26 protein-coding genes are annotated in these 26,707 nt (G+C 67.7%); 19 read left to right on the forward strand and 7 right to left on the reverse strand.

What is annotated here, in order from left to right:
* Positions 1 to 227 precede the first annotated feature (227 nt).
* A complete protein-coding gene (locus ACT54R_RS04835; protein WP_476324166.1) occupies positions 228 to 1,103 on the reverse strand; it encodes a DUF3108 domain-containing protein in 876 nt (291 codons plus the stop codon).
* Between the two features lie 321 nt (positions 1,104 to 1,424).
* Here ACT54R_RS04835 and infC point away from each other — a divergent pair, with 321 nt between their 5' ends.
* Positions 1,425 to 1,949, forward strand: coding sequence for a translation initiation factor IF-3 (infC, locus tag ACT54R_RS04840; protein ID WP_476324168.1), 525 nt, complete (start codon positions 1,425 to 1,427; stop codon positions 1,947 to 1,949).
* 173 nt (positions 1,950 to 2,122) lie between these two features.
* Here infC and ACT54R_RS04845 read toward each other — a convergent pair whose 3' ends face one another.
* Entirely contained in the window at positions 2,123 to 2,887 is a 765-nt protein-coding gene (locus ACT54R_RS04845) for a BA14K family protein (protein ID WP_476324170.1), read from the reverse strand.
* 197 nt (positions 2,888 to 3,084) lie between these two features.
* On the opposite strand from ACT54R_RS04845, the gene ACT54R_RS04850 reads away from it, so the two are divergent.
* The 8 genes from ACT54R_RS04850 (at position 3,085) to yidC (ending at position 11,014) form a co-directional block, all read left to right on the forward strand.
* Positions 3,085 to 3,648 (forward strand): BA14K family protein, encoded by a 564-nt coding sequence (locus ACT54R_RS04850; protein ID WP_476324172.1) that lies wholly within the window; start codon positions 3,085 to 3,087, stop codon positions 3,646 to 3,648.
* Between the two features lie 261 nt (positions 3,649 to 3,909).
* Positions 3,910 to 4,110 (forward strand): 50S ribosomal protein L35, encoded by a 201-nt coding sequence (gene rpmI, locus ACT54R_RS04855; RefSeq protein ID WP_024280413.1) that lies wholly within the window; start codon positions 3,910 to 3,912, stop codon positions 4,108 to 4,110.
* A 28-nt stretch (positions 4,111 to 4,138) separates the two neighbouring features.
* Complete coding sequence (rplT, locus tag ACT54R_RS04860) at positions 4,139 to 4,501, forward strand: 50S ribosomal protein L20 (RefSeq protein WP_168459952.1); 363 nt, start codon at positions 4,139 to 4,141, stop codon at positions 4,499 to 4,501.
* Positions 4,502 to 4,681: 180 nt separating this feature from the next.
* The gene (gene pheS, locus ACT54R_RS04865; protein WP_476324174.1) at positions 4,682 to 5,794 is read left to right on the forward strand and encodes a phenylalanine--tRNA ligase subunit alpha; all 1,113 of its coding nucleotides are present in this window, start codon (positions 4,682 to 4,684) and stop codon (positions 5,792 to 5,794) included.
* Positions 5,795 to 5,806: 12 nt separating this feature from the next.
* Positions 5,807 to 8,221, forward strand: a complete 2,415-nt coding sequence (gene pheT, locus ACT54R_RS04870; protein ID WP_476324176.1) for a phenylalanine--tRNA ligase subunit beta — start codon at positions 5,807 to 5,809, stop codon at positions 8,219 to 8,221.
* A gap of 234 nt (positions 8,222 to 8,455) precedes the next feature.
* On the forward strand, positions 8,456 to 8,590 hold the full coding sequence (gene rpmH, locus ACT54R_RS04875; protein ID WP_024280417.1) for a 50S ribosomal protein L34: 135 nt from the start codon (positions 8,456 to 8,458) through the stop codon (positions 8,588 to 8,590).
* 44 nt (positions 8,591 to 8,634) lie between these two features.
* A complete protein-coding gene (gene rnpA / locus ACT54R_RS04880; protein ID WP_476324178.1) occupies positions 8,635 to 9,174 on the forward strand; it encodes a ribonuclease P protein component in 540 nt (179 codons plus the stop codon).
* The gene (gene yidC, locus ACT54R_RS04885; protein WP_476324180.1) at positions 9,167 to 11,014 is read left to right on the forward strand and encodes a membrane protein insertase YidC; all 1,848 of its coding nucleotides are present in this window, start codon (positions 9,167 to 9,169) and stop codon (positions 11,012 to 11,014) included. The genes rnpA and yidC overlap by 8 nt, the downstream gene beginning before the upstream one ends.
* 72 nt (positions 11,015 to 11,086) lie before the next feature.
* Here the strand turns inward: yidC and ACT54R_RS04890 are convergent, their stop codons facing one another.
* On the reverse strand, positions 11,087 to 12,088 hold the full coding sequence (locus ACT54R_RS04890) for a LysR family transcriptional regulator (protein ID WP_476324182.1): 1,002 nt from the start codon (positions 12,086 to 12,088) through the stop codon (positions 11,087 to 11,089).
* Positions 12,089 to 12,182: 94 nt separating this feature from the next.
* Here ACT54R_RS04890 and ACT54R_RS04895 point away from each other — a divergent pair, with 94 nt between their 5' ends.
* From ACT54R_RS04895 to rpe, 8 genes are all read left to right on the forward strand, one after another.
* On the forward strand, positions 12,183 to 13,649 hold the full coding sequence (locus tag ACT54R_RS04895; protein ID WP_168459957.1) for a form I ribulose bisphosphate carboxylase large subunit: 1,467 nt from the start codon (positions 12,183 to 12,185) through the stop codon (positions 13,647 to 13,649).
* An 11-nt stretch (positions 13,650 to 13,660) separates the two neighbouring features.
* A complete protein-coding gene (locus ACT54R_RS04900) occupies positions 13,661 to 14,062 on the forward strand; it encodes a ribulose bisphosphate carboxylase small subunit (RefSeq protein ID WP_168459958.1) in 402 nt (133 codons plus the stop codon).
* Between the two features lie 70 nt (positions 14,063 to 14,132).
* Positions 14,133 to 15,086, forward strand: coding sequence for a CbbX protein (gene cbbX, locus ACT54R_RS04905; RefSeq protein WP_476324185.1), 954 nt, complete (start codon positions 14,133 to 14,135; stop codon positions 15,084 to 15,086).
* A 91-nt stretch (positions 15,087 to 15,177) separates the two neighbouring features.
* Positions 15,178 to 16,272 (forward strand): class 1 fructose-bisphosphatase, encoded by a 1,095-nt coding sequence (locus ACT54R_RS04910; RefSeq protein ID WP_476324187.1) that lies wholly within the window; start codon positions 15,178 to 15,180, stop codon positions 16,270 to 16,272.
* Positions 16,273 to 16,307: 35 nt separating this feature from the next.
* Positions 16,308 to 17,183, forward strand: coding sequence for a phosphoribulokinase (locus ACT54R_RS04915; RefSeq protein ID WP_476324189.1), 876 nt, complete (start codon positions 16,308 to 16,310; stop codon positions 17,181 to 17,183).
* Between the two features lie 258 nt (positions 17,184 to 17,441).
* Positions 17,442 to 19,505, forward strand: a complete 2,064-nt coding sequence (tkt, locus tag ACT54R_RS04920; protein WP_476324191.1) for a transketolase — start codon at positions 17,442 to 17,444, stop codon at positions 19,503 to 19,505.
* A gap of 214 nt (positions 19,506 to 19,719) precedes the next feature.
* Positions 19,720 to 20,784, forward strand: a complete 1,065-nt coding sequence (fba, locus tag ACT54R_RS04925; RefSeq protein WP_168459963.1) for a class II fructose-bisphosphate aldolase — start codon at positions 19,720 to 19,722, stop codon at positions 20,782 to 20,784.
* 272 nt (positions 20,785 to 21,056) lie between these two features.
* Positions 21,057 to 21,749, forward strand: a complete 693-nt coding sequence (rpe, locus tag ACT54R_RS04930; RefSeq protein WP_476324193.1) for a ribulose-phosphate 3-epimerase — start codon at positions 21,057 to 21,059, stop codon at positions 21,747 to 21,749.
* A gap of 36 nt (positions 21,750 to 21,785) precedes the next feature.
* Here the strand turns inward: rpe and cysW are convergent, their stop codons facing one another.
* From cysW to ACT54R_RS04945, 3 genes are all read right to left on the reverse strand, one after another.
* A complete protein-coding gene (gene cysW / locus ACT54R_RS04935) occupies positions 21,786 to 22,658 on the reverse strand; it encodes a sulfate ABC transporter permease subunit CysW (protein WP_476324195.1) in 873 nt (290 codons plus the stop codon).
* Positions 22,658 to 23,524 (reverse strand): sulfate ABC transporter permease subunit CysT, encoded by an 867-nt coding sequence (gene cysT / locus ACT54R_RS04940; protein WP_476324197.1) that lies wholly within the window; start codon positions 23,522 to 23,524, stop codon positions 22,658 to 22,660. The genes cysW and cysT overlap by 1 nt, the downstream gene beginning before the upstream one ends.
* A 188-nt stretch (positions 23,525 to 23,712) precedes the next feature.
* Complete coding sequence (locus tag ACT54R_RS04945; protein ID WP_168460002.1) at positions 23,713 to 24,066, reverse strand: hypothetical protein; 354 nt, start codon at positions 24,064 to 24,066, stop codon at positions 23,713 to 23,715.
* A gap of 242 nt (positions 24,067 to 24,308) precedes the next feature.
* Between ACT54R_RS04945 and ACT54R_RS04950 the strand changes: the two genes are divergently transcribed.
* Positions 24,309 to 25,343, forward strand: coding sequence for an aspartate-semialdehyde dehydrogenase (locus tag ACT54R_RS04950; protein WP_168460013.1), 1,035 nt, complete (start codon positions 24,309 to 24,311; stop codon positions 25,341 to 25,343).
* Positions 25,344 to 25,405: 62 nt separating this feature from the next.
* Here ACT54R_RS04950 and ACT54R_RS04955 read toward each other — a convergent pair whose 3' ends face one another.
* Complete coding sequence (locus ACT54R_RS04955; RefSeq protein ID WP_476324200.1) at positions 25,406 to 26,293, reverse strand: DMT family transporter; 888 nt, start codon at positions 26,291 to 26,293, stop codon at positions 25,406 to 25,408.
* A 196-nt stretch (positions 26,294 to 26,489) separates the two neighbouring features.
* On the opposite strand from ACT54R_RS04955, the gene ACT54R_RS04960 reads away from it, so the two are divergent.
* Positions 26,490 to 26,702: a Trm112 family protein gene (locus tag ACT54R_RS04960; protein ID WP_024280433.1), complete on the forward strand. Its 213-nt coding sequence runs from the start codon at positions 26,490 to 26,492 to the stop codon at positions 26,700 to 26,702.
* Positions 26,703 to 26,707: the final 5 nt, after the last annotated feature.

Here is a 26,707-nt window from a genome sequence, read left to right on the forward strand (position 1 = left end):
GGAACACCTCCGTCGACGTCAGTGTCAACGCGACGCCGTGCCGGCAACGCTCACGTTCGGGAAAGATGCGGTCGAAGGCCATGTCCCGGCGTGGGACGAGGCTACTGGGAGACCGGAGAACAGCCATCGAACGAATCGCGATCGAATCGCAGCGCCTGCCGCGTTCCCGCTTCTCCCCCTACGAGATGTAGCCCCTCGGGACAGGAGGTAGCGGATTCAGCGTTGGCTCAGCGGGGGGCGTTCACCGGCACCGTGCTTGCCTTCGCCTCGGTTTCCAGCGAGGTGGCCTCCAGCAGGGCGGTCCCGATCATCGTGGCCACCGACACCCGGAACGGGGCCATCAGGCGGGTGCCGGCGATGGGGACCAGCCAGACGTAGATATCCTTGTTTTCCGCCATGTACTTGACCGTATAGCGGGTGGGCCGGTGGCCGGCGACCGGCTGGTAGCGCACGGAGCACACGACGGCCGAGCCGGCATATCCCGGCACCTTCACCGTCTCGGTGCGCTGGTAGGACAGGACGAGGTCGTAGCGCTGGCGCCCGTCGAACACGGGGACCGAGCGGGCGCAGGCCGCGGCCGACAGCATGTCGCCGGTGCCGGGCACATAGACGAAGGCGCCGCTCATGGGGTCGAGGATGTTCTGCAGCACCGACTGCTCGATGGGAACGCGGTCGGCGGCCGGCTTGAACGGCGGCTCCACCTCCATCTCCTTCACCGCACCGGACGCCATGGCGAGACGCGCCGTCTCCGCCTTGCCGTCGGCTTCGGCGTTCAGCGCATAGACCTTCGGCACCAGCTTGCCGCCCGAGATGGTCCCCCGCGCCGCCGCGACGCCCTTGCCGGACGAGACCGCGCGCAGCACGCCCGTGACGCGGGCCGAGCCGGAAATCTCATAGGCCTGCTCGCCGGCCTCCACGGTGATGGACCCGCGGCCGAGCTCGACGCCACCCACGGTCAGCACATATTTGGCATTGAGCTTCCCGTCCGCGCGTGCCGGCCCGGCGAGCGTGGTCAAGCCGGAGGCCGTCAGGACGGCAACGAGGGCGACACCGGCGCGGCGCCGGGAACGGGACGAAAGAGCGGTCATCGGGGTCGTCGTCATTGCAAAGTCCGGATGGAGAAGTCCGGGGGGCCGGCGGACCCGTGTCCCAGAGGCATGCACAGGGAAGGCGGCTGAACTGTGGCCCGGCATGTGACCCGTCATCGCCCCCGTGAGACGCCCCTCCGGCCGGCAATGCCGGAAACCGCCCCCCAATGCCGCGCGAATCCGCATGGGTCATTGACTTTACGGCGGTTTGTCACGATCTTTCCAGCCTACCCTCAGAGGCGGGTTGCGCAGACGACGGCAAGGACCGGCGCCGCGGCCTGTTTACCCTTGGGGTATCGTGTTGATTGCCAAGGAGCTGAAGCCATTCGCCGCCCTATGAGACCCGTCGCGCCGGAGAAGGATGGACCGCGCGTCAATGAGGAAATCCGCATCCGCGAAGTCCAGCTGATCGACCAGGACGGTCAGAACCGCGGGGTGGTAGCGATCCGCGATGCGCTCGCCCTGGCGCAGGAAGCCGGGCTCGACCTCGTCGAGATCTCCCCCAACTCCGCGCCCCCCGTCTGCAAGATTCTCGACTACGGCCGCTTCAAGTACCAAAACCAGAAGAAGGCCAGCGAGGCGCGCAAGAAGCAGAAGGTGGTCGAGGTCAAGGAGATCAAGCTCCGCCCCGGCATCGACGATCACGACTACGACGTGAAAATGCGGTCGATGCAGCGCTTCTTCGAGGACGGGGACAAGGTGAAGGTCACCCTGCGTTTCCGCGGACGCGAGATGGCGCACCAGGACATCGGCTACAAGCTGCTGCAGAAGCTCAAGGAAGACGTTTCGACCATCGCCAAGGTCGAGGCCGAGCCCATGCTTGAAGGCCGGCAGATGATCATGATCCTCGCCCCGCGCTGACGCGGGACCTTCGCGAGGGCTCCCGCTGACGCGGGCTCCGGGGCGGCATAAAGAAAAAGCCCGGCGCAGCGCGCCGGGCTTTTCTCGTTTCTGACCCGCCGAGCCTCTCTGGCTCGCCGATTCGCACCCGTCGGGCCTGAAGCGCGGCCACCGATGCGGCCGCGCTATTGCCCTCACGGACAGGGGTGCTGGAACCCGTCGTAGCCGGTGTAGGTGCCGGTCGCCGGGTTGTACGAACGGAACCGCGACATGCAGTAGGCCACCGCGTCGTCGGTATAGACCGTGTCCGCATTGGCCGCCGCCACGGCACCGAGCGCGACGCCGCTGGCGACGCCGAGCGCGATCCATGCACCGGTATTGTTGTAGTAGCCCCAGCCCCAGCCGGGACGATACCAGCCCCAGCCCGGACGCCACGGCCCCGGACCCCACGCGCCCGGCGGCGGGCGCCAGCCCGGATGACCCCAGCCCGGACCGCCGGGACCCCAACCGGGACGCCCGGGCCCCCAGCCGGGACGGCCCGGCCCCCATCCACCTGCGTAGGCAGGGCGACCCACATAGCCGGGGCGACCCACATAGCCCGGACGGCCGACATAGCCCGGACGACCCACATAGCCGGGGCGACCCACATAGCCGGGGCGACCCACGTAGCCCGGACGACCGGCGTAACCGGGACGGCCCACGTAACCCGGGCGCCCGGCATAGCCGACACGGCCGACGCCAACGGCCCCCACACGCGGTCCGCCCATGCGCACCCCACCCATGCGGGGACCACCGCCGCCACGCCAGGCCACCTGTTCCACGGCGCCGACATTGGCCACCGCGGGATTGGCAAGGCCGAGGCGCAGCGCTTGAGCATTCGCGACGGGAACCGAAAGCGAAAGCATGCCGCCAGTGACAGCCGCCACGGCAAACAATGCCACCCTTCTTGTGCCGAACATGATCTTCACTCCCTCAACACTTTCTATCTTCAGCGGTCTTTGTGTCGAATGTTTCGCGGACGTAGCGGAACTTGCGGCTGGAAAGCGGCGAACTGGTGCATTTGTTCCGGTCGGGTGGGGCTGGCGATCACGCGTGCGTGACAGGGGGCATCCTTGCGTCACCCGGGGCGTTGAACCGGCATAACAAGGAGTTCGGTATGCCCCATCTGTTGCGCAAGACCTTCCGGCGGATCACCGTCGGCCTCACCTCCGCGGCCATCGTCGTCTCCAGCGTCGGTGTGGCTGCCGTGGCGACGGCTCCGGCCGCTTCTGCTCAGGCGTTGCGAGCCGGTGCCGCATCCATGAATGTCCAGGCCGCGGCTCCGGAGGAGGTGCAGGCCCGGCATGGCGGTCCCAAGCGTGGCCCTGGCGTCCGCGGCCCGGGGCGCGGTCCGGGACACGCGGTGCGTGGGCCCGTTCGTGGCCCCGGCTATGGCCGCCCGGGCTACGGTCGCCCCGGCTGGCATGGCCCGCGCCCCGGCTATCACGCCCGCTGGGGACGGCCCTACTGGCGGAATGGCGGGTGGTATTATCGCAACGACAACGGCGCATGGATCGCGGCCGGCATCGCCGGTCTCGCCATCGGCGCGGCGGCAGCGGCCGCGGCAGCCAATGCCGGAAGCAACGACGCAGTGTCCTACTGCGCCCAGCGATTCCGCTCCTATAACCCCGCCACCGGCACCTACACCGGCTACGACGGGCTGCAGCACCCCTGCCCCTGAGGCCATTTACGTGCAAGAAACAGAAAGGTCGCCGCCTCCCGCGGCGGCCTTTTTTCGTGGCCGTGCCGCCGTCACGCGCGCCCTGCCTCCGCCGCGTCGGCCCCGCGGCACTTGCCTTTATCGTCACGCTCCTGTAACGACTGCCGCCTTCGAGCCGGCCGGCGATTAAGGGCTGCCGCGCTGGCTCATACCGCTCAACAGCAACAAGAGGCTGAGCGTCCACCGCCCTCGCGGGCGAGGACCCATGCCACGGAGAGCCAAATGCCCAAGATGAAGACCAAGTCGGGAGCGAAGAAACGCTTCCGCCTGACGGGTACGGGAAAAGTGATCGCGGGTCAGGCCGGCAAGCGCCATGGCATGATCAAGCGGACCAACAACCAGATCCGCAACCAGCGCGGCACGACCATCCTCGCCGAGTGCGACGGCAAGGTCATCCGCAAGTCGTTCCTGCCGAACGGCTGACGCCACCGCGATCTGAAGGAGCTTTTCCATGGCCCGCGTGAAACGTGGCGTTACCTCACACGCCAAGCACAAGAAGGTCTACAAAGCCGCAAAGGGCTTTTACGGCCGCCGCAAGAATACGATCCGCGCTGCGAAGTCGGCCGTCGAACGGTCGATGCAGTATGCCTACCGTGATCGCAAGGTGAAGAAGCGCAATTTCCGTGCGCTCTGGATCCAGCGCATCAACGCCGGCGTGCGCGCGCTCGATCTCGATCTGACCTATTCGCGATTTATCGATGGTCTCGGCAAGGCCGGGATCGAGGTCGATCGCAAGGTGCTCTCGGATATCGCCATCCACGAGCCCGACGCGTTCAAGGCCCTGGTGGAGAAGGCCAAGGCGGCTCTCGCCTGAAACGCCGCTCTCGCCTGATTGGCGACAGCGCAGCGCTTCTCCTCCCGTCTTTCCGAGACCTTCAAGAGCCCCGTGCGGATCATCCGTCCGGGGCTTTTGCCATTGGGCGCGGCCCGTCTATAAGCGGCGCGACCCGACGCCGGCCACTCCGCCGGCCTTTTCGTTTTCCGGGATAGGCCCATGTCCGCGACACCATCCGCCACCGATCCGAGCGCCCTCGAAGACCTTCAGGAGAGCCTCTCCGCCGCCATCCTGCGCGCGCAGGACGAGGCCGGCCTGGAAGAGATCCGCATCGCGGCCCTCGGCAAGAAGGGATCGGTCTCCGAGCTGCTGAAGTCGCTGGGCGGCATGAGCCCGGACGAGCGCAAGGTGATGGGGCCGGCCATCAACGGCTTGCGTGATACGGTGCAGGGCCTTCTCGCCCACCGCCGCGCCGCTCTGAAGAATGCAGCGCTGGAGGCCCGCCTCGCCACCGAAAAGGTGGACGTGACCCTGCCCGTGCGCGAGGCCGCCGCCGAGACCGGCCGCGTCCACCCCATCGCGCAGGTGATGGAAGAACTGACCGCCATCTTCGCCGACATGGGCTTCTCGGTGGCGGAAGGGCCGGACATCGAGGACGACTTCCACAATTTCACCGCGCTGAACTTCCCCGCCGGCCATCCGGCGCGCGAGATGCACGACACCTTCTTCCTGCCCCCCGGCGCGGACGGCCAGCGCAAGGTGCTGCGCACCCACACCTCGCCCGTGCAGGTGCGCACCATGCAGGCGCAGAAGCCGCCCATCCGCGTCATCTGCCCCGGCCGCACCTATCGCTGCGATTCGGACCAGACCCACACGCCCATGTTCCATCAGGTGGAAGGGCTGGTGATCGACAAGTCGGCGCACCTCGGCCACCTCAAGTGGATTCTCGAGGAGTTCTGCAAGTCCTTCTTCGAGGTGGAGGGCGTGAAGATGCGCTTCCGCCCCTCCTTCTTCCCCTTCACCGAGCCCAGCATGGAAGTGGACATCCAGTGCGACCGCTCCCGCCCCGGCGAAATCCGCTTCGGCGAGGGCAATGACTGGCTGGAAATCCTCGGCTGCGGGATGGTGCACCCCAACGTGCTGCGCAACTGCGGCATCGACCCGGACGAGTACCAGGGCTTCGCCTGGGGCATGGGCATCGATCGCATTGCCATGCTCAAGTACGGCATGAGCGACCTCAGGGCCTTCTTCGAGGCCGACGTGCGCTGGCTCTCCCACTACGGCTTCCGCCCGCTGGACTTCCCGACGCTGGCCGGCGGCCTGAGCGCGTAAGGAGCAGGACCCATGAAATTCACCTACTCCTGGCTCAAGGATCACCTCGAGCCCACCGCCTCCTTCGACCAGATCGTCGAGCGCCTCTCCCTCATCGGCCTCGAGGTCGAGGGTATTGAGGACAAGGCCAAGCAGCTCGCGCCTTTCGTTGTGGGCGAGGTGCTGACCGCCGAGAAGCACCCCAACGCCGACAAGCTGCGCGTCTGCACCGTTTCCATCGGAAAGGGTGATCCCATCCAGGTGGTGTGCGGCGCGCCGAATGCGCGGGCGGGGTTGAAGACCGTCTTCGCCGCGCCCGGCACGGTCATCCCCACATCGGGGCTGGAACTGAAGATCGGCAAGATCCGCGACGTGGAAAGCCGCGGCATGCTCTGCTCGGCCCGCGAGATGGGGCTTTCCGAGGAGCATGACGGCATCCTGGAGTTGCCGGAAGACGCCCCTGTTGGCGCGCCGTTCGCGGAAGTCCTCGGCCTCAATGACCCGGTGATCGAGATCGCCGTGACGCCCAACCGCGCCGACTGCCTCGGCGTCTCCGGCGTCGCCCGCGACCTCGCAGCCGCCGGCCTCGGCGAGCTGATGGCCCCCCGCGTGAAGCCGGTGGAGGGCACCTTCCCTGCCCCGCTGACGGTGACGCTGGAGTTCGGCGAGACCTCGCCGCTCTGCCCCACCTTTGCCCTTCGGGTGGTGAAGGGCGTGAAGAACGGCCCCTCCCCCCAGTGGCTGCAGGACCGCCTGCGCGCCATAGGCCTGCGCCCCATCAACGCGCTGGTGGACGTCACCAACTTCATGACGTTCGACCGCAACCGCCCGCTCCATGTCTTCGACCTGAAGAAGGTGAGCGGCCATCTCGTGGTGCGCCGGGCCAAGGGCGGCGAGACGCTGCTGGCGCTGGACGGCAAGACCTACACGCTCGACGAGAGCATGTGCGTGATCGCCGACGACAAGGGCGTGGAGAGCCTCGCCGGCATCATGGGCGGCGAAGAATCCGGCTGCGACGATGGCACCACGGACGTGGTGATCGAATCGGCGCTGTGGGATGCCATCACCATCGCCCAGACCGGCCGCAAGCTCGGCATCAATTCCGATGCCCGCTTCCGCTTCGAGCGCGGCGTCGATCCGGCCTTCACGGTGCCGGGCCTCGACCTCGCCACCCATCTCATCCTTGAGCTGTGCGGCGGCGAGCCCTCGGAGATGGTGCTGGCCGGTGCCATCCCCGACACGACCCGCACCATCGCCTTCCCCCTCACGGAAGTGAAGCGGCTGACCGGGCTGGAAGCGTCCGAAGACGAGATTCGCGGCGTGCTGGAAAAGCTCGGCTTCGCCATCTCCGGCACTGCGCCGGTGCTTGAGGTGGTCCCGCCCTCGTGGCGCGGCGACATCGAGGGCAAGGCGGACCTCGTGGAAGAGGTGGTGCGCATCCTCGGCCTGGAGCGCGTACCGTCCACCGAGCTGCCGCGCGGCGCCGATGCGCGCAAGGCCGTGCTCACCACGCTCCAGCTGCGCAGCCGCAAGGCGCGGCGCTCGCTGGCGGCGCGCGGCATGGTGGAGGCGGTCACCTGGTCCTTCGTGTCGAAAGAAGCGGCAAAGCTGTTCGGCGGCGGCGCGGACGCCCTCGCTCTGTCCAACCCCATCGCCTCCGACCTCTCTGACATGCGCCCGAGCCTCCTGCCCGGCCTCATCAAGGCGGCGGGCGCCAATGCGGCGCGTGGGGCGGGCGACGTGGCCCTGTTCGAGGTGGGCCAGATCTTCCTCGGCGACGGCCCCGGCGACCAGCGCCAGGCCGCCTCCGGCGTCCGCCGTGGCACGGCCAAGCCCTCGGGCGGCGGCCGCCACTGGGCGGGCAGTGCGACGGCAGTGGATGCCTTCGACGCCAAGGCTGACGCCCTCGCGGCGCTGGCCGCTTGCGGGGCGCCGGTGGCGAATCTGCAGGTCACCCCCGATGCCCCCGGCTGGTACCACCCCGGCCGCTCCGGCACGCTGCGCCTCGGCTCCAACGCCATGGCCCATTTCGGCGAGATCCATCCCGCCGTGCTGGAAGCGCTGGACGTGACGGGGCCGCTGGTGGCTTTCGAGATCGTGCTCGACAAGATTCCCGAGCCCAAGGCCAAGGCGACCCGGGTGAAGCCGAATCTCGATCTCTCGCCCTTCCAGGCCGTGAAGCGCGACTTCGCCTTCCTCGTGGGCCGGGAGGTGGCGGCGGCCGACATCCTCAAGGCAGCGCAGGGCGCCGACAAGAAGCTCGTCACCGGCGTCGGCGTGTTCGACCTCTACGAGGGCAAGGGAATCGATCCCGACAAGAAGTCGGTGGCGGTGGAAGTCACGCTCCAGCCGCGCGAGCGCACGCTCACCGACAAGGAGATCGAGGAGGTCGCCGGCCGCATCGTCGCGGAAGTGGCGAAGAAGACGGGCGCAACGCTGCGCGCCTGACGAGAAGCGCCGGCGGCGCGTGTTGTCCCCATGCTCTGGATTGACGCGCGCCGCCGCTGCCCCTATAAGCCGAGCCCGAACTCAGGCGGCTGCGGCGGCCGGAGCCCAGCCCTCATTTCCGCTTGATCCTCATGGATCGGGTCGCGAGCCGGGCAGCAGCGAACCATCGCCGTCGCAGCGCCGCTGCTGGGGTCCGAACCGCAAGGCGGCCTCAAGACATCTGGAGATTTGACCGTGAAGCGCACCTATCAACCCAGCAAGCTCGTGCGCAAGCGCCGCCACGGCTTCCGTGCGCGCATGGAGACCCGCAACGGCCGCAAGATCATTGCCGCCCGCCGCGCCCACGGCCGCAAGCGCCTGTCCGCCTGAGGGTGGACCCTCGCGGAGCTGCCCGACTTCGGGAGCCGTCCAACGTGGAACGCCCGTCGGATACCAATCCGGATCGTCTCCGTCGGCTGGACCGTCTCAAGAAACGCCGTGATTTTCTCGCTGCGGCCAAGGCCGAGCGTGCCGGCGTCGCCTCCTTCCTCATGCAGGGCCGCGATCGCGGTGATGGGGAAGATGTGCGGGTCGGCTTCACGGTGACCAAGAAGACCGGCAATTCCGTCATGCGGAACCGCATCCGCCGCCGCCTCCGAGAGGCGGTGCAGCGGGTGCTGCCGAAGGCCGGACGACCCGGCTTCGATTATGTGCTGGTGGCCCGCGAGGCCGCGCTGCGCACCCCCTTCGACAATCTCGTGTCCGAGATGGAGCGCGCCGTGCGCAAGCTGCACGCGCCGAAAGCTCCCAAGGAAGCCTCCCCTAAAGACAAGGCGCGGCCCCGGCAGGGTGCGCCGCGAGTCTTAAAAGAGTCGCTGCCGGCGTCTAAGGACGCCGCACGCTCCGCCGGCGCTGCCGGCTCGAACACTCCCGATTTGACGATGCCGCCGACGGAGACCCTCCGGCATGAGTGATAACCGCAACATGTTCATCGCCATCGGTCTGTCGATGGCGATCCTCATCGGCTGGCAGTTCTTCTTCGGCATCCCGCAGGCGGAAAAGCAGCGGCAGGCCGCCGAGCAGCAGCGAATCGAGCAGGCTGCACAGCAGCAGGCGCAGTCGCAGTCGGGCACAAGCCCGGCGCCGGGCGCCGCTCCGGGCACCACGCCCGCCGGTCTGCCCCAGGCGGGCACTCCGGGCGCCGGTCGGGCGCTGACCCGCGCCGAGGCGATCGCCGCCTCCCCCCGCGCGCCCATCGCCACCCAGCGCCTCAGCGGCTCCATCTCTCTGCGCGGCGCCCGCGCGGACGACCTGCTCCTGACCGAGTATCACGAGACGGTGGACCCCAAGAGCCCGAACATCGTGCTCCTGTCTCCATCCGGTGGTCCCAACCCCTTCTATGCGGAATTCGGCTGGACCTCGGCCGCCGGCGCCGGCGTCGCCGTGCCCGGCCCCGATACCCTGTGGACCGCCCAGCCCGGCGCAACCCTGACCGAGAAGACCCCCCTCGTCCTCACCTGGGACAACGGGCAGGGCCTGACCTTCCGCCGCACCTTCAGCATCGACGACCATTACATGTTCGCGGTGAAGGATGAGGTGGAGAACAAGGGCGCAGCCGCCGCCACCCTCTATCCCTACGCCCTGGTCTCGCGGCATGGCGTGCCGCACGTAGCCGGCTTCTACATCCTGCATGAGGGCCTGATCGGCGTCCTCGGCGACAACGGCCTGCAGGAAGTCACCTACGCCAAGATGGACAAGGAGAAGCCGCTGACGTTCGCCTCCACCGGCGGCTGGCTCGGCATCACCGACAAGTACTGGGCGGCGACCGTCATTCCCGACCAGAGCGTGAAGGTGGACGCCAAGTTCTCCTCGGCCATGATCAACGGCCAGCAGACCTTCCAGACCGACTATCTCGCCCAGCCCCTCACGGTGGAGCCGGGCGCCAAGATCGCCTCCTCCGGCCAGCTCTTCGCCGGCGCCAAGGTGGTGCAGGTGGTGGACGGCTATGCCGAGACCTACAAGATCGACCGCTTCGACCGGCTGATCGACTGGGGCTGGTTCTACTTCATCACCAAGCCGCTGTTCCTGGTCATCGACTGGATCTATCGCGTCGTCGGCAATTTCGGCGTCGCCATCCTGGTGGTGACGGTGCTGCTGAAGGGCATCTTCTTCCCGCTGGCCAACAAGTCCTACGCCTCCATGGCGAAGATGAAGGCGGTGCAGCCGGAACTCACCTCCATCCGCGAGCGCTACGCCGACGACAAGGTGAAGCAGCAGCAGGCGATGATGGAGCTGTACAAGAAGGAGAAGATCAATCCGGTGGCGGGGTGCTTGCCCATCCTGATCCAGATCCCGGTGTTCTTCGCCCTCTACAAGGTGCTGTTCGTGACCATCGAGATGCGGCATGCGCCGTTCTTCGGCTGGATCCGCGACCTCTCGGCACCTGACCCGACCACCGTGTTCAACCTGTTCGGGCTGATCCCGTGGGATCCGGGCTCCGTGCCGGTCATCGGCAGCTACCTCCTGCTCGGCGCCTGGCCGCTCATCATGGGCGTGACCATGTGGGTGCAGATGAAGCTGAACCCGGCCCCGCCGGACCCGACCCAGCAGATGATCTTCAACTGGATGCCCATCATCTTCACCTTCATGCTGGCGCACTTCGCCGCCGGCCTGGTGATCTACTGGGCCTGGAACAACACGCTCTCCGTCACCCAGCAGGCCGTCATCATGCGGCGCAACGGGGTGAAGATCGAGCTGTGGGACAACATCAAGGGTGCCCTCGGCCTCGGCAAGAAACAGGCGGCGAAGGGCTAGCCTCCCGGGACCGCCCGAAAATTAGGACGCCGCGCCCCGCAAGGAGCGCGGCGTTCTTCGTTTCAGGGGCGCTCAGAGAGGATCGCGCGCGGCGGTTCTTGCCGGGGGGCTGCCGGCCGCATGGTCCGGCAGGTAGCAGCGACCGCCCTCGCCGCCCGGCATCTGCGGCAGGAAGGCCGCACCTTCGCGCTCGAGAAAGTCCATCAGCGCCTGTCCGGCCGGCAGCAGGCGCTTGTCGCGCGCGCGCACCGCCAGCCACTGGCGCACCACCGGCAGCCCCTCCACCTCCAGCACCCGCAGCCGGCCGTCCGCCACCTCGGCGGCGACGGTGTGGGCGGAGATGAATGCGAGGCCGAGCCCGGCCATCACCGACTGCTTGATGGTCTCGTTGGAGCCAATCTCCATGGCGATGGGCGGGTTGGGCGCCCCCGCCTCCTCGAACACCCGTTCCATGAGGATGCGCGTGCCCGAGCCCGGCTCGCGCACCAGCAGCGATTCGCGGGCGAGATCGGCCGGGGTGATTCGCTTGCGCCGCTTGAACAGGGGATGGTCCACGGGCGCCACGATGATGTGCGGATGATCGCCAATCAGCCGCGTCTCAGCCTCCAGCGCCGGCGGCGGACGACCCATGATGGCCACGTCGAAATCAAGGCTCACAATGCCCCGGATGATGTCCTCGCGGTTGCCGATGATAAGTCGGAGCTCGATTTCCGGGCGGCGGCGGCGGAAGGCGGCGAGGGCCATGGGGGCGAAATATTTGGCGGTGGAGACCACCCCCACCACCACCGATCCGCGCTCCGGGCTCTTCAACGCCGCGATGGCCCGCTCCGCCTCCGACAGGGCCCGGGCGATGCGCTCCTGAGCCGATAAAAGCTCCTGTCCAGCGGCGGTCGGTCGCAGCCGCCCGTCTACGCGCTCGAACACCGGGACACCGATGTCCTCCTCCAGCGCCTTCATCTGGGCCGTGACCGCGGGGGGGCTCAAACCCATGTCCTGCGCGGCTTTGGCATAGGACCCGGAGGCCGCGGCGAGGGCCACGAGGCGGAGCTGGCGGAGGGTCCAATGGGGCGCCACTTCAGATTTCCTGAATGCCTACTTCATATCATTTAAATTTACCTGAAATCGGCACGGGGGCAAGGTCACCTCAACAAACAGGAGGGCCGCCATCATGGGTGCCGACGCCGCCATCGGGCAGATCAAGGACGCCAAGAAGAGGTACGCCGCAGGCGTGCTGAAGTATGCGCAGATGGGCTATTGGGATGGCGACTACCAGCCCAAGGACACCGACGTCCTCGCCCTGTTCCGCGTCACCCCCCAGGACGGCGTGGACCCCATCGAGGCCGCCGCGGCCGTCGCTGGCGAAAGCTCCACCGCCACCTGGACCGTGGTGTGGACCGACCGCCTCACCGCCGCCGACATGTACCGCGCCAAGGCCTACAAGGTGGAGCCGGTGCCGGGCCAGCCGGGGCAGTATTTCTGCTGGGTCGCCTACGACCTCGACCTGTTCGAGGAAGGCTCGATCGCCAACCTCACCGCCTCGATCATCGGCAACGTCTTCTCCTTCAAGCCGCTGAAGGCCTGCCGCCTGGAGGACATGCGCCTCCCCGTCGCCTATGTGAAGACCTTCCGCGGCCCGCCCACCGGCATCGTCGTGGAGCGCGAGCGCCTCGACAAGTTCGGCCGCCCGCTGCTCGGCGCCACCACCAAGCCGAAGCTGGGACTTTCCGGCAAGAATTACGGCCGCGTGGTCTATGAAGCCCTCAAGGGCGGCCTCGATTTCGTGAAGGACGACGAGAACATCAACTCGCAGCCCTTCATGCACTGGCGTGACCGCTTCCTCTACTGCATGGAAGCCGTCAACAAGGCGCAGGCCGAGACGGGCGAGGTGAAGGGGCACTACCTCAACATCACCGCCGGCACCATGGAGGAGATGTACCGCCGCGCCGAGTTCGCCAAGGAGCTGGGCTCCGTGGTGGTGATGGTGGACCTCATCGTGGGCTGGACGGCCATCCAGTCCATCTCCCACTGGTGCCGCGAGAACGACATGATCCTGCACATGCACCGTGCGGGCCATGGCACCTACACGCGCCAGAAGGGCCACGGCATCTCGTTCCGCGTCATCGCCAAGTGGCTGCGCCTGGCCGGCGTCGACCATCTCCACACCGGCACCGCGGTGGGCAAGCTGGAAGGCGACCCCATGACCGTGCAGGGCTACTACAACGTCTGCCGCGAGATGGTGACGAAGACCGACTACCCGCGCGGCATCTTCTTCGATCAGGACTGGGCGGGCCTGCGCAAGGTCATGCCGGTGGCCTCGGGCGGCATCCACGCCGGCCAGATGCATCAGCTCATCGACCTGTTCGGCGAGGACGTGGTGCTTCAGTTCGGCGGCGGCACCATCGGCCATCCGGACGGCATCCAGGCGGGCGCCATCGCCAACCGCGTCGCGCTGGAGACCATGATCCTCGCCCGCAACGAGGGCCGGGACATCAAGAACGAGGGCCCGGAAATCCTGATCGAGGCCGCCAAGTGGTGCCAGCCGCTGCGCGCCGCCCTCGATACCTGGGGCGAGGTGACCTTCAACTACGCCTCCACCGACACGTCCGACTTCGTGCCCACCGCATCCGTCGCCTGAGGAGAAGAGACATGCGCATCACCCAAGGCACCTTCTCCTTCCTGCCCGACCTCACGGCGGCCCAGGTCAAGGCCCAGATCCAGTATGCGCTGGAGCAGAACTGGGCGGTCTCGGTCGAGTACACGGACGATCCCCATCCCCGGAACACCTATTGGGAGATGTGGGGCCTGCCCATGTTCGACCTGCGCGATGCCGCCGGCGTCTATGGCGAGGTCGAGGCCTGCCGCGCCGCCCATCCCGGCAAGTATGTGCGGGTCAACGCCTTCGACTCCACCCGCGGGTGGGAGACGATCCGCCTGTCCTTCATCGTGCAGCGCCCGGCGAAGGAAGACGGCTTCCGCCTCGACCGCACCGAGGGCCCGGGCCGCACCCAGCGCTATTCGCTTCAGAACCGGGCCTACGCGGCCGGGTGATCTGACCAACCGTCTCGAGCTTCACCAGCGCGGCCGTTCCCACCGCGCCACTTAACGCCGAGGTTCGATCATGCTCGATGTTGCCACATCCGCACCGTCCGCCGCGTTGCCGGCTGAGGCTGCCGAGGGCAGGCTCGACCTCGGCGCTCTCTTCACCGAGAGCGAAGTCCCCGAATTTCTCGCCGAGCTCGACGAGGGCCTGATCGGGCTCAAGCCCGTCAAGCGGCGCATCCGCGAGATCGCCGCCCACCTCGTCATCGGCCGGGCCCGCGAAAAGCTGGGCCTCACCTCCGGTGCGCCGACGCTGCACATGGCGTTCACCGGCAATCCCGGCACCGGCAAGACCACCGTCGCCCTCAAGATGGCGCAGATCCTCCACCGCCTCGGATATGTGCGGCGGGGTCATCTTGTCTCGGTGACGCGGGATGATCTTGTGGGTCAATATATCGGCCACACTGCACCGAAGACCAAAGAGATTCTTAAGAAGGCCATGGGCGGGGTCCTGTTCATAGACGAGGCTTATTATCTGTACCGGCCCGAGAACGAGCGGGATTACGGTCAGGAAGCCATCGAGATTCTGCTCCAGGTGATGGAAAACCAGCGGGACGATCTCGTGGTGATCCTCGCGGGCTACAAGGACCGCATGGATCGCTTCTTCGAGAGCAACCCCGGTTTCCGCTCCCGCATCGCCCACCACATCGACTTCCCCGACTATGAGGACGCCGAGCTGGTGGAGATCGCCAAGACCATGGCAGCCGATGCGGACTATGCCTTCAGCCCGGAAGCCGAGATCGCGATCGAGGAATATGTGGCCAAGCGCCGGCTCCAGCCGAACTTCGCCAACGCGCGCTCCATCCGCAATGCCCTCGACCGTATGCGGCTGCGCCAGTCGCTGCGGCTGTTCGAGACCGGCGGCCTCACCGACCGCGCGGCGCTCGCCACCATTACTGAAGGGGATGTCCGCGCCAGCCGGGTGTTTGCCGGCGGCATCGACGCCCCGAACTACAAGCCCCAGGCGGAATAATCCGCCGCGGGACCGGAAGAGACGACCAAGAATAAAACCTGTGACGGCCCGCTGAACGGGCCGCGCGGAGGAGCCCTCAGGGAGACCTGCCATGTTGGAGCCGAACGCAGACCATCGGGCCGCAGTTGCCCAGGCTGCAGGTGTCGCAGCCTCGCGTATCACGCTCACCGTCATGCTCGACGAGTGGGCGGGTGCGGATGCCCGCCGCCGCGCCGTCGCGGATACCGTCTGCGCCCTCGCCACAGGATGCGCGGCGCTGGCCGCCGCCATCGCCGAGGGGCCGCTCGCCGGCGACCTCGCCCGAACGCTCTCTTCCGGCGAAGCCGGCGAGGGCCAGAAGGCGCTCGACGTCATCTCCAACGACATCGTCATCGGCGCGCTCAAGGCGGCGCCGGTCGCCGCGGTGGCGTCCGAGGAGAACGACGCGCCGGTCCTGCTCGATGCAGCGGCGCCCTTGCTCGTCGCCATCGACCCGCTGGACGGCTCGTCCAACATCGACACCGACATCTCGGTCGGCACCATCTTCGCCGTCTTCCCCCGTCCCGAAGGCGCCGACGCATCCGAGCCCTCGGCCTTCCTGCAGAACGGGCGGGACATGCTGGCGGCGGGCTACGTGGTCTACGGCCCCCACACCGCGATGATGCTGACGCTCGGCGCCGGCACCTGGCACTTCGCCCTCGACCGCGCCGGCCTCTTCCGTCTGGTGAATGCCGAGGTGAAGGTGAAGGAGGGCGCGGCCGAGTTCGCCATCAACATGTCCAACTACCATCACTGGGACGTGCCGGTGCGCGACTACGTGGACGACTGCCTCGCCGGCAAGAAGGGCCCGCGGGAGCGCGACTTCAACATGCGCTGGGTGGCGTCCATGGTGGCGGACGCGCATCGCATCTTCCAGCGCGGCGGCATCTATCTCTATCCGGGCGACAGCCGGAAGGGCTACAGCCAAGGCCGCCTGCGGCTGCTCTACGAGGCCTTCCCCGTCGCCTTCCTGATGGAGCAGGCGAGCGGTTCGGCCACCGACGGCCGGGGCGCGATCCTCGACCTCGACGCCACCGCCCTGCACCAGCGCGTGCCGTTCATCTTCGGCTCCCGCGACGAGGTGGCCCGGGTCTCCCGCTATCACCTGGAGCCGAACGGCCACGGCGAACGCTCGCCCCTGTTCGCGCGGCGCGGCCTGTTCATCTGACCCGCGCCCCCTGATCTCCGGAATTCGAGCACGCCATGTCCAGCAAGCACCCCATCATCGTCGTCACCGGTTCGTCGGGCGCCGGAACGACCTCCGTCAAGCGGACCTTCGAGCAGATTTTCTATCGCGAGAAGGTCAAGGCGGCCTTCGTGGAAGGCGACAGCTTCCACCGCTACGACCGCTATGAGATGCGCGAGCTGATGGCCGCCGAGGCGGCCAAGGGCAACAAGCACTTCAGCCACTTCTCGCCCGACACCAACCGGCTCGAGGACCTGGAGCAGCTGTTCAAGGACTATGGCGCGACTGGCTCCGGCCGCTTCCGCCACTATGTCCACGACGCCGCCGAGGCGAAGCTCTACAATGCCGAGCCGGGCCGCTTCACCGATTGGGAAGACCTGGAGCAGGGCACCGACATCCTCTTCTACGAGGGTCTGCACGGGGCGGTCGTCACCGACGAGCTGAACCTTGCCCAGCATGCCGACCTGAAGATCGGCGTGGTGCCCGTCATCAATCTGGAGTGGATCCAGAAGATCCACCGCGACAAGGCCACCCGCGGCTATTCCACCGAGGACGTGACCGACACCATCATGCGGCGTATGCCCGATTACGTGCGCTACATCTGTCCCCAGTTCACCGAGACCGACATCAACTTCCAGCGCGTGCCGACGGTGGACACCTCCAACCCGTTCATCGCCCGCTGGATCCCGACGCCGGACGAATCCATGGTCGTGATCCGCTTCCGCGACCCGCACGGCATCGATTTCCCCTACCTGCTGTCGATGATCCACAACAGCTTCATGTCGCGGGCGAACTCCATCGTCATCCCGGGCAACAAGCAGGATCTCGCCATGCAGCTCCTTCTGACCCCGCTCATCATGAAGCTGATGGACAGGAAGCGCCGCGCCGGCTGAGGCGGGCGCATCACTCCCCTCCCCCGCGCCGGGGGGAGGGTGAGGGGGGAGGGTGGCACGTTCTTGAGCCCCGAAGCCCGGGCGACCCTTGGACGCGTGGCTGCTGCCCTCCCCCCACCTCTTCCCGACGGGAGCCCCGGGGCTCCTTCCGGCACGAGATGGCGCGTGTTTTGCGTAAACGACACCTGGCAGCCCTTCCCGCCGTCCGGCAGCGCCGGAAGATGGCGCGCAGGGGTCGCGAGCCGAACGGAGAATGCCATGACTGCCCACGCTGCTGCCATTGCCGCTGCCGACGCGCCGGCGCCCGTCGACCGTTCTCCCGGCGCGCTCGGCTGGCCCGTGACGGCGGCCCTGCGCGCCCTCGCCATGGACGGCGTGGAGCAGGCGAAGTCGGGCCACCCCGGTGCGCCCATGGGCATGGCGGAGATCGCGGCCGTGCTCTGGCGCGAGCATCTGCGCCATAATCCGGCAGATCCCGCCTGGCCCGACCGCGACCGCTTCGTGCTCTCCAACGGGCACGGCTCCATGCTGATCTATGCGCTGCTTCACCTCACCGGCTACGATCTGCCCATCGCCGAGCTGAAGCGCTTCCGCCAGCTGCATTCGCGCACCCCCGGCCATCCCGAGCTGGGCATGACGCCCGGCGTGGAGACCACCACCGGCCCGCTCGGCCAGGGCCTCGCCAATGCGGTGGGCATGGCCATCGCCGAGAAGACGCTGGCCGCCCAGTTCAACCGGCCGGGCCTCTCCATCGTCGACCACCGCACCTTCGTCTTCCTCGGCGACGGCTGCCTGATGGAAGGCGTGAGCCACGAGGCCTGCTCCCTCGCCGGCCGCCTCGGCCTCGGCAAGCTCGTCGCCTTCTATGACGACAACGGCATCTCCATCGACGGCAAGGTGGAGGAGTGGTTCCCCGATGACACCCCGGCCCGCTTCGCCGCCTATGGCTGGCAGGTGATCCGCAACGTGGACGGCCACGACCCCGCCATGCTGCGCGATGCGGTGGAGGCGGCGCTGTCCGAGACCGGCAAGCCGACGCTGATCTGCTGCAAGACCACCATCGGCCGTGGCGCTCCGACGAAGGAAGGCCACCAGGACACCCACGGCGCCCCTCTCGGTGCCGAGGAGATCGCCCGCACCCGCGCCGCCATGGGCTGGGACCATGCGCCCTTCGAGGTGCCCGAGGACATCTACGCCTTGTGGGACGCCCGCCGCTCCGGCGCCGCGCGCCAGTCGGCCTGGGACGCGCGCATGGAAGCCTATGAGCGCGCCTATCCGGCCGAGGCCGCCGAATTCCGCCGCCGGCTTGCCGGCGACCTCTCCCCCGCCTTCGCCGCGACCTATGCGGCGGCCCTGAAGGCCACCGTGGAGAAGGCCGAAACCGTGGCCACCCGTAAGGCGAGCCAGCTGGCGCTGGCCGCCCTCGCCCCGGCGGTCCCGGAGATTCTGGGCGGCTCGGCGGACCTCGCCCATTCCAACCTCACCACTTTCCCCGGCGCGGTGCCGATCACCCGCGATCCGGCCGGCAACCAGATCTTCTATGGCGTGCGCGAATTCGGGATGTCGGCCATCGCCAACGGCATCGCGCTGCACGGCGGGTTCATTCCCTTCGTCGCCACCTTCCTCGTGTTCTCGGACTATGCCCGCAACGCCATGCGCATGAGCGCGCTCATGGGCCAGCGGGTGATCTACATCCTCACCCATGATTCCATCGGCCTCGGCGAGGACGGGCCCACCCACCAGCCGGTGGAACACGTGGAGAGCCTGCGGCTTATCCCGAACCTCGACGTCTGGCGCCCTGCCGACACCGTGGAGACGCTGGCCGCCTGGCACGCCGCCCTCACCCGCAAGAACGGGCCGAGCGCCTTCATCCTGTCGCGGCAGAACCTCCCATGCTGGTCGCGCGATGCGGCCCAGCTCGACGCCATCGAGGCTGGAGCCTACGTGCTGCGCGAGAGCGAGGGCCTCGCCCGCGCCGTGCTGGTCGCCACCGGCTCGGAAGTGAAGCTGGCGGTGGCGGCGGCCGACCTGCTCGACACCGCGGGCATTCCCACCCGCATCGTCTCCATGCCCTGCCGTGAGCGTTTCGAGGCGCTGACGGAGACCGAGCGCGCCGCCCTCTTCCCCAAGGGCGTGCCGGTGGTGGCGGTGGAAGCGGGCGTGACCCGCGGCTGGCGCGGCCTCTCCGGCACCCGCGCCGACGGCATCATCGCCATCGGCATCGACCGCTTCGGCGAATCGGCGCCGGAAAAGGATCTGTGGCCGCTGTTCGGCTTCACGCCGGAAGCGGTGGCCGATGCGGTGCGCCGCGCGGTAGGATGAGCGCCAATGAGGCCTCTCCCCTGCGGGAGACGGCCGGGAGGGGCGCCACCGCAGGACGCGATCAACCCGGCCCGCCGGGTCCGCCGAAGCGGTGAAGGTCATCGGATTGCAGCCAAGCGGCACCGTGCGTCCCGGCCAGCCCGGGACGACGGGGCGGACGGAACCCTGGCGCGCGCACCGCGACGCCGACGTGAACCTTGAAGAGGAGAGGACTATGGCCCTCGTTTCCATGCGCCAGCTGCTCGATCATGCGGCGGAGCATTCCTACGGACTCCCGGCCTTCAACGTGAACAACATGGAACAGGTGAAGGCGATCATGGATGCGGCCCGCGCCACGTCCTCGCCGGTCATCCTCCAGGGCTCGGCCGGCGCCCGCAAATATGCCGGCGAGCCCTTCCTGCGCCACCTCATCGCCGCCGCCGTGGAGGCCTATCCGGAAATCCCGGTGGTGATGCATCAGGATCACGGCGCCTCCCCCGCCGTCTGCATGGGCGCCATCAAGTCCGGCTTCTCCTCGGTGATGATGGACGGCTCCCTGAAGGAAGACGGCAAGACCCCCGCCGATTACGACTACAACGTCTCCGTCACCGCCAAGGTGGTGGAGCTGGCCCACGCGGTGGGCGTCTCCGTGGAAGGCGAGCTGGGCTGCCTCGGTTCGCTGGAGACCGGCAAGGGCGAGGCCGAGGATGGCCACGGCGCCGAGGAGGCCCTCGACCATTCCCGTCTTTTGACCGACCCGGACGAGGCCGCGCAGTTCGTGAAGGCGACCCAGTGCGATGCGCTGGCCATCGCCATCGGCACCTCCCACGGCGCCTACAAGTTCACCCGCAAGCCCACCGGCGACATCCTCGCCATCGACCGCATCAAGGCGATCCACCAGCGCATCCCCACCACCCATCTGGTGATGCACGGCTCGTCCTCGGTGCCGCAGGAGCTGCTTGAGGAAATCCGCACCTATGGCGGCGACATCAAGGAGACCTATGGCGTGCCGGTGGAGGAGATCCAGGAAGGCATCCGCTACGGCGTGCGCAAGGTGAACATCGACACCGACATCCGCCTCGCCATGACCGCCGCCATCCGCCGCGTCGGCGCCAAGAACAAGTCAGAGTTCGACCCGCGCAAGTTCATGGCCGCCGCCATGGACGAGGCGAAGAAGGTCTGCATCGCCCGCTTCGAGGCCTTCGGCTCCGCCGGCAAGGCGGAGAAGGTGCGCCCCATCGAGCTGGACGAGATGGCCAAGCGCTACGCCTCCGGCGAACTGGCTCAGGTGGTGCACTGAGGGGGCGGCTGGCGCCCACCGGGCGCCGTGCCTATAGGAGTGCCTGAGGCAGCCACGGCTGCCTCGTTCCCCGGACAAGCGACAGCGGCAGCTGGAGCGCTGATCCGGGGTCCAGGGAAAGGTCCTGCGCAGCAGGCTCTTTCCCGGACGGTCATGAAGGGAGTCGCCTTCGGCGCATTGTTGCGCTGGGCCCCGGCTCTCCTTCCGCTGACGCTCCAGTCGGCCGGGGCACGAAACCGTGCCCTGCCTATCCAGACGCTGAGGAGATCCCCATGGCCCGCGCCTATCCCATCATCGCCCCGTCCATTCTCTCGGCGGACTTCACCCGCCTTGGCGCCGAGGTGGATGCGGTGCTTGAGGGCGGCGCCGAGTGGATCCATTTCGACGTGATGGACAACCATTACGTCCCCAATCTCACCATCGGCCCGCTCATCCTCCAGTCCCTGCGCAAGGCGACGAAGGCGTTCGTGGACGTGCATCTGATGGTCAAGCCCGTGGACGGCATGATCGAGGCCTTCGCGAGCGCGGGCGCCGACCTTATCTCCTTCCACCCCGAAGCCTCCGAGCATGTGGACCGCTCGCTCCAGCTCATCCGCTCCAAGGGCGTGAAGGCGGGCCTGGTGCTGAACCCGGCCACCCCCCTCTCGGTGCTGGACTACACGCTCGGCGCCCTCGACCTCGTGCTGGTCATGTCGGTGAACCCCGGCTTCGGCGGGCAGGCCTTCATTCCCTCGGCGCTGGACAAGCTGAAAGCCATCCGCGAGCGCATCGACGCCTCGGGCCGCGACATCCGCCTCGAGATCGACGGCGGGGTGAAGGTGGACAATATCGGCGCCATCGCGGCGGCGGGGGCGGACACCTTTGTCGCTGGCAGCGCCATCTATGGCGCGAAGGACTATGCCGCGACCATCGCCGTTATGAAGCGCGAGATCGCCGCCGCCACCGGCACCGCCGCTGCGGCCTGAGCGAAGGTTCCCGGCCCGGTCAACGAGCCGAACCGATCAGTGCCCCGGCCGGCGCGGCGCGACGATCTCGCCCCGCGCCCGCTCCGCCCGCTCGATCAGATACTTCGCAACCAGCGTGAACAGGGCGACGCCGGCCAGCACCGTCGCCGCGGCGAAGGCGGCGAGCGCGTGGCTGTCCTGGTAGAGCAGCTCGATCTGCAAAGGCAGGGTCGAGGTCTGGCCCCTGATGTTGCCGGAGACGATGGAGACGGCGCCGAACTCGCCCATCACCCGCGCATTGCACAGGGCCGCGCCATAGAGTAGCGCAAACTTCACATTGGGCAGGGTGACAAGCCGCAACACGTCAAAGCCCGAGGCGCCGAGGCTCACCGCCGCCTCCTCCTCATCCCGCCCCTGCGCCATCATCAGCGGCACCAGCTCGCGCAGCACAAACGGCGCGGTGACGAACAGGCTGGCAAGGATGATCGCCGGCACGGCGAACATGATCTTGATGTCGTGCGCCTGCAGGAAAGGCCCGAACAGCCCCTGCGCCCCATAGACGAAGAGATAGGCGACGCCCGCGACGATGGGCGAGATGGAGAAGGGCAGCTCCGCCACCGCCAGCAGCAGATTGCGGCCGCGGAAGGAAAATTTCGTCACCGCCCAGGCGGCGGCGATGCCGAAGGCGGTGTTGAGCGGCACGCAGATGAGGGCGGTGAGCAGCGTCAGCCCCACCGCATGCAGCGTATCCGGCCGGGCAAGCGCTTCGAGATAGGTGGGCAGGCCGCGCGCGAACGCCTCGGCGAAGATGACGGCCAGCGGCGCGATGAGTGCCAGTGCAGTTGTAGCCAGCACCAGGGTGAGAATCACCGAGCGCGTCACAGTGCCGTCGCCGACGCGCAGGCGGTGGCGGTTCACGGGATGCGCCATCACGCATCTCCCATGGCGAACTTCTGGTGCCACGCCTGCACGGCGTTCACGACCAGAAGCATGATGAAGGCGAGCGCCAGCATGGTGACGGCGATGGCTGCGGCCGCCGCATAGTCATATTCCTCCAGCCGGATGAAGGTGAGCAGCGCCACGATCTCCGTGCGGAACGGCTGGTTGCCGGCGATGAACACCACCGCGCCGAACTCCCCGAGCGAACGGGCGAAGGCCAGCGAGGTGCCGGCAAGGAAGGCCGGGAAGATGGTCGGGAAGATGATGCGGCGGAAGATGGTGAGGTCGCTCGCGCCCAGCGTCGCGCCCGCCTCCTCCAGTTCCGGCTCCATATCCTCCAGCACCGGCTGCACCGTGCGCACCACGAAGGGAATGGAGGTGAAGGCCATGGCGCAGACGATGCCGGCCGGGGCGTAGGCCACCTGTATGCCCCATTGCGCCAACGGCGCGCCGAACCAGCCGTTCTTGGCGAACAGCGCCGTCAGCGCGAGGCCTGCCACCGCCGTCGGCAGGGCGAAAGGCACGTCCACCATGGCGTCCAGCAGGCGCTTGCCAGGAAACTCGTAGCGCACCAGCACCCAGGCGAGGGCGAGGCCGTAGACGGCATTGAACAGCGCCGCCAGCGCCGCCGTGCTCAGCGTCACCTGGAAGGAGGCGAGCGTGCGCGGCGAGGTGATGATGGCGATGTAGCGCTCGAAGCCCACGTCCGCCGCCTTCAGCAGCAGCGCACCGATGGGCAGGAGCACGATGAGGCCGAGATAGAGCAGAGCGAGGCCGAGCGAGAGCCGGAATCCGGGGATGACGCTCCGGCGCGGACGGTGGCTTAGAATCGGCAGCGCGAAGCGGGTGCGGGGCATGGGCTCTGCTGGGGCATGGTGCGCCGGGAAGGACGGGCCGACATGGCGGCATCCGGCCGTTATGGCGCGCGAGCCCGCAAATGTCATGCGTGGCCGGGAGAAAAATAAAATGCCGCGAAACTTCTGTTGTTTAGCGCAACAAAAAAGGGCCGCATCGCGGCCCTTCCGTTTTCCTCTGCAGCCTCGGCTCAGAAGCCCGGCAGGTCGAAGGCGCCCGGCAGCGGCCAGCGCAGGCCGGTGATGGGGCCGGGGCCGGCGGCGGTGGGCCCATAGGTCGGGTAGAAGTAGCCGGGCGGCAGAGCGTAATCGAGGTACGACTTGGAGCCGGGCTTCACCACCGTGCCGGCATCGAGATAGGAGCGGCGCTCGACCACGATGCGGTTGCGCTTCTTCACCGTCTGCGCCTCGGCGCTGTCGGCGGAAACGATGGAGAAGGCACCGGTGGTCGCCGCAATGGCTGCCGCCGCCAGCGACACCGAGAGCGCCGTCTTCAAGCCCGAGCGGGCGAAAGCAGCGAAGGTGGTGAACGACGCGAAACCCATGGCATCCTCCCAGATCGGCGCAGGGCCGACCTTGACTGGATTAATAGACGTTTGTCCCCTGCGCAAGGAAACCCGCCCCTGTGGCGCCATGTTCCCGCCCTCTCGCCGCCGGCGCGTTGCGTTCACGCAACACTCCCATGCAGCGGTGCCGCACCGATCGCGCATCTTCGATTTGCAAGGCCAATGGGTTCGGCCTAAAAGCACGGTCTTCGGCCGCATGGGCCGTACATCCGAGGAACATCATGGGTTACAAGGTCGCCGTCGTCGGCGCCACGGGCAACGTGGGCCGGGAGATTCTCTCGATCCTCGACGAGCGGGGCTTCCCCGCGGACGAGGTTGTCGCGCTCGCCTCGCGAAAGTCGCAGGGCGTGGAAGTCTCTTACGGTGACAAAACCCTGAAGGTGAAGGCCCTCGAGACCTACGACTTCTCCGACACCGACATCTGCCTGATGTCGGCCGGCGGGTCCGTATCCAAGGAGTGGTCGCCGAAGATCGGCGCGCAGGGCTGCGTCGTCATCGACAATTCCTCGCAGTGGCGCATGGACCCGGACGTGCCGCTGATCGTTCCCGAGGTGAATGCGGACGCTATCGTCGGCTTCTCCAAGAAGAACATCATCGCCAATCCGAACTGCTCCACGGCGCAGCTCGTCGTCGCGCTGAAGCCGCTGCATGACGCCGCGACCATCAAGCGCGTGGTGGTCTCCACCTACCAGTCCGTCTCCGGCGCCGGCAAGGACGCCATGGACGAGCTGTTCTCCCAGACGCGGGCCGTCTTCGTCTCCGATCCGGTGGAGCCGAAGAAGTTCCCGAAGCGCATCGCCTTCAATCTCATCCCGCAGATCGACGTCTTCATGGACGACGGTTTCACCAAGGAAGAGTGGAAGATGGTGGCCGAGACCAAGAAGATTCTCGACCCCAAGATCAAGCTCACGGCCACCTGCGTCCGCGTGCCGGTCTTCATCTCCCACTCCGAGGCGGTGAACGTGGAGTTCGAGAAGGAGCTTTCGGCCGACGACGCGCGCAAGATCCTGCGCGAGGCGCCGGGCATCCTCGTCATCGACACCCGTGAGCCGGGCGGCTACGCCACCCCCCACGAGGCCGCCGGCGAGGACGCGACCTACATCTCGCGCCTGCGCGACGACCCGACCGTGGACAACGGCATCGCCTTCTGGTGCGTGTCGGACAATCTGCGCAAGGGCGCCGCGCTGAACGCGGTGCAGATCGCCGAGGTTCTGGTGAACCGCAAGCTTATCACCGCCCGTTCCAAAGCGGCCTGAGCCTTCCGGCATTCTGGAAACTGATGAACGGCCCGCCTCGGCGGGCCGTTTGATTTTGGGGGTCAGCGCGGCCGCGAGCGGGTCCGCTGCGCCACCGCGACCACCAGCGCCACGCCCGCGGCGAAGGCAACGGTCTCCGCGTCCGGCACCTCGCCGTTGATGGGCCAGGCGAGCCCCACCGTCACGAAGGTCTGCAGGAGCTGCATTTGTCCCACACGGGCGATGCCGCCCATGGCAAGCCCGGCATTCCAGAAGAAGAAGCCGATGAGTTGGCTGAAGAGGCCGAGATAGAGCAGCGCCGCCCAGGAGGCGCCTGCCACGGCGCCCGCCCCACTCCACGGAAAGGTGAGGAGTGCGAGCGGGAGCGTCACCGGCAGGCAGAGGATCAGCATGAAGGCGATCACCTCCCACCCGGACATCGTGCGGGCGAGGCCGCCGGACACGGCGTAGCCGATGGCGCAGGCAATGACGCCGAGGAACAGCAGGCTGTCGCCCATCCCCAGCGCGCCCCCCGCACCGTTGCGCAAGGCGAAGGCCACCACCAGCCCGGCACCCACCGCGCTCGCCGCGAACAGGCCGAGCCCCGGCCGCTCCCCGGCCAGCAGCATGGCCGCGATCGCCGTACACAAGGGCAGAAGGCCGAGGACGATGCCGCCATGGGCCGCCGGCACCGTCTGGGTGGCGACGCCGATGGCCAGCGGGAACACGAAGATCAGGCAGGCGGAGGAGACGGCGAGGCGCCACAGCACCCTGGGCTGGCCAAATGGCCACGGCCGGCGCATCGCCAACACCAGCCCAAGCGCCGCGAAGCCCGCGAGGGCGGCCCGGCCAAAGCTGATGAACCAGGGGCTGAAATCGTGCAGCGCGAAGCGGGTGAGCGGCAGCGTCGCGCCGAACATCACGACCGCGACGAATCCGAGAAGAAGCCCGAGGGCCAGACGTCGATCCATTTGGCTCCCGGGAGGCGCGGTTCCAAGGCCGCTTCATTAGGGGCTGCACCGGCGAAAAGACAGCGAAACCGCGTGATATGCCCATCAGCGACCGTGATGGCGCGAAAATCACAGGTGAAAGGCTATCCCGCCGCCGCTATGGTGACGCGCCGCGGAACCCTTGCCCTCGAAACGCGCGGCACCGAAGAGCGAGAACATGATCCAGTCTCAGCGTCCCGGCCACGACGTCGACCCCAAGCTGCTCGAAATCCTGGTCTGCCCCCTCACCAAGGGGCCGCTGGAATATGATCGCGAGCGCCAGGAGCTGATCTCCCGCGCCGCCCGCCTCGCCTATCCGATCCGCGACGGCATCCCGATCATGCTCGCCGACGAGGCGCGCCAGTTGGACGAGAGCGAACTCAACCGCTGAGGTCC

This window comes from Xanthobacter sp. DMC47 (genome assembly GCF_056313845.1).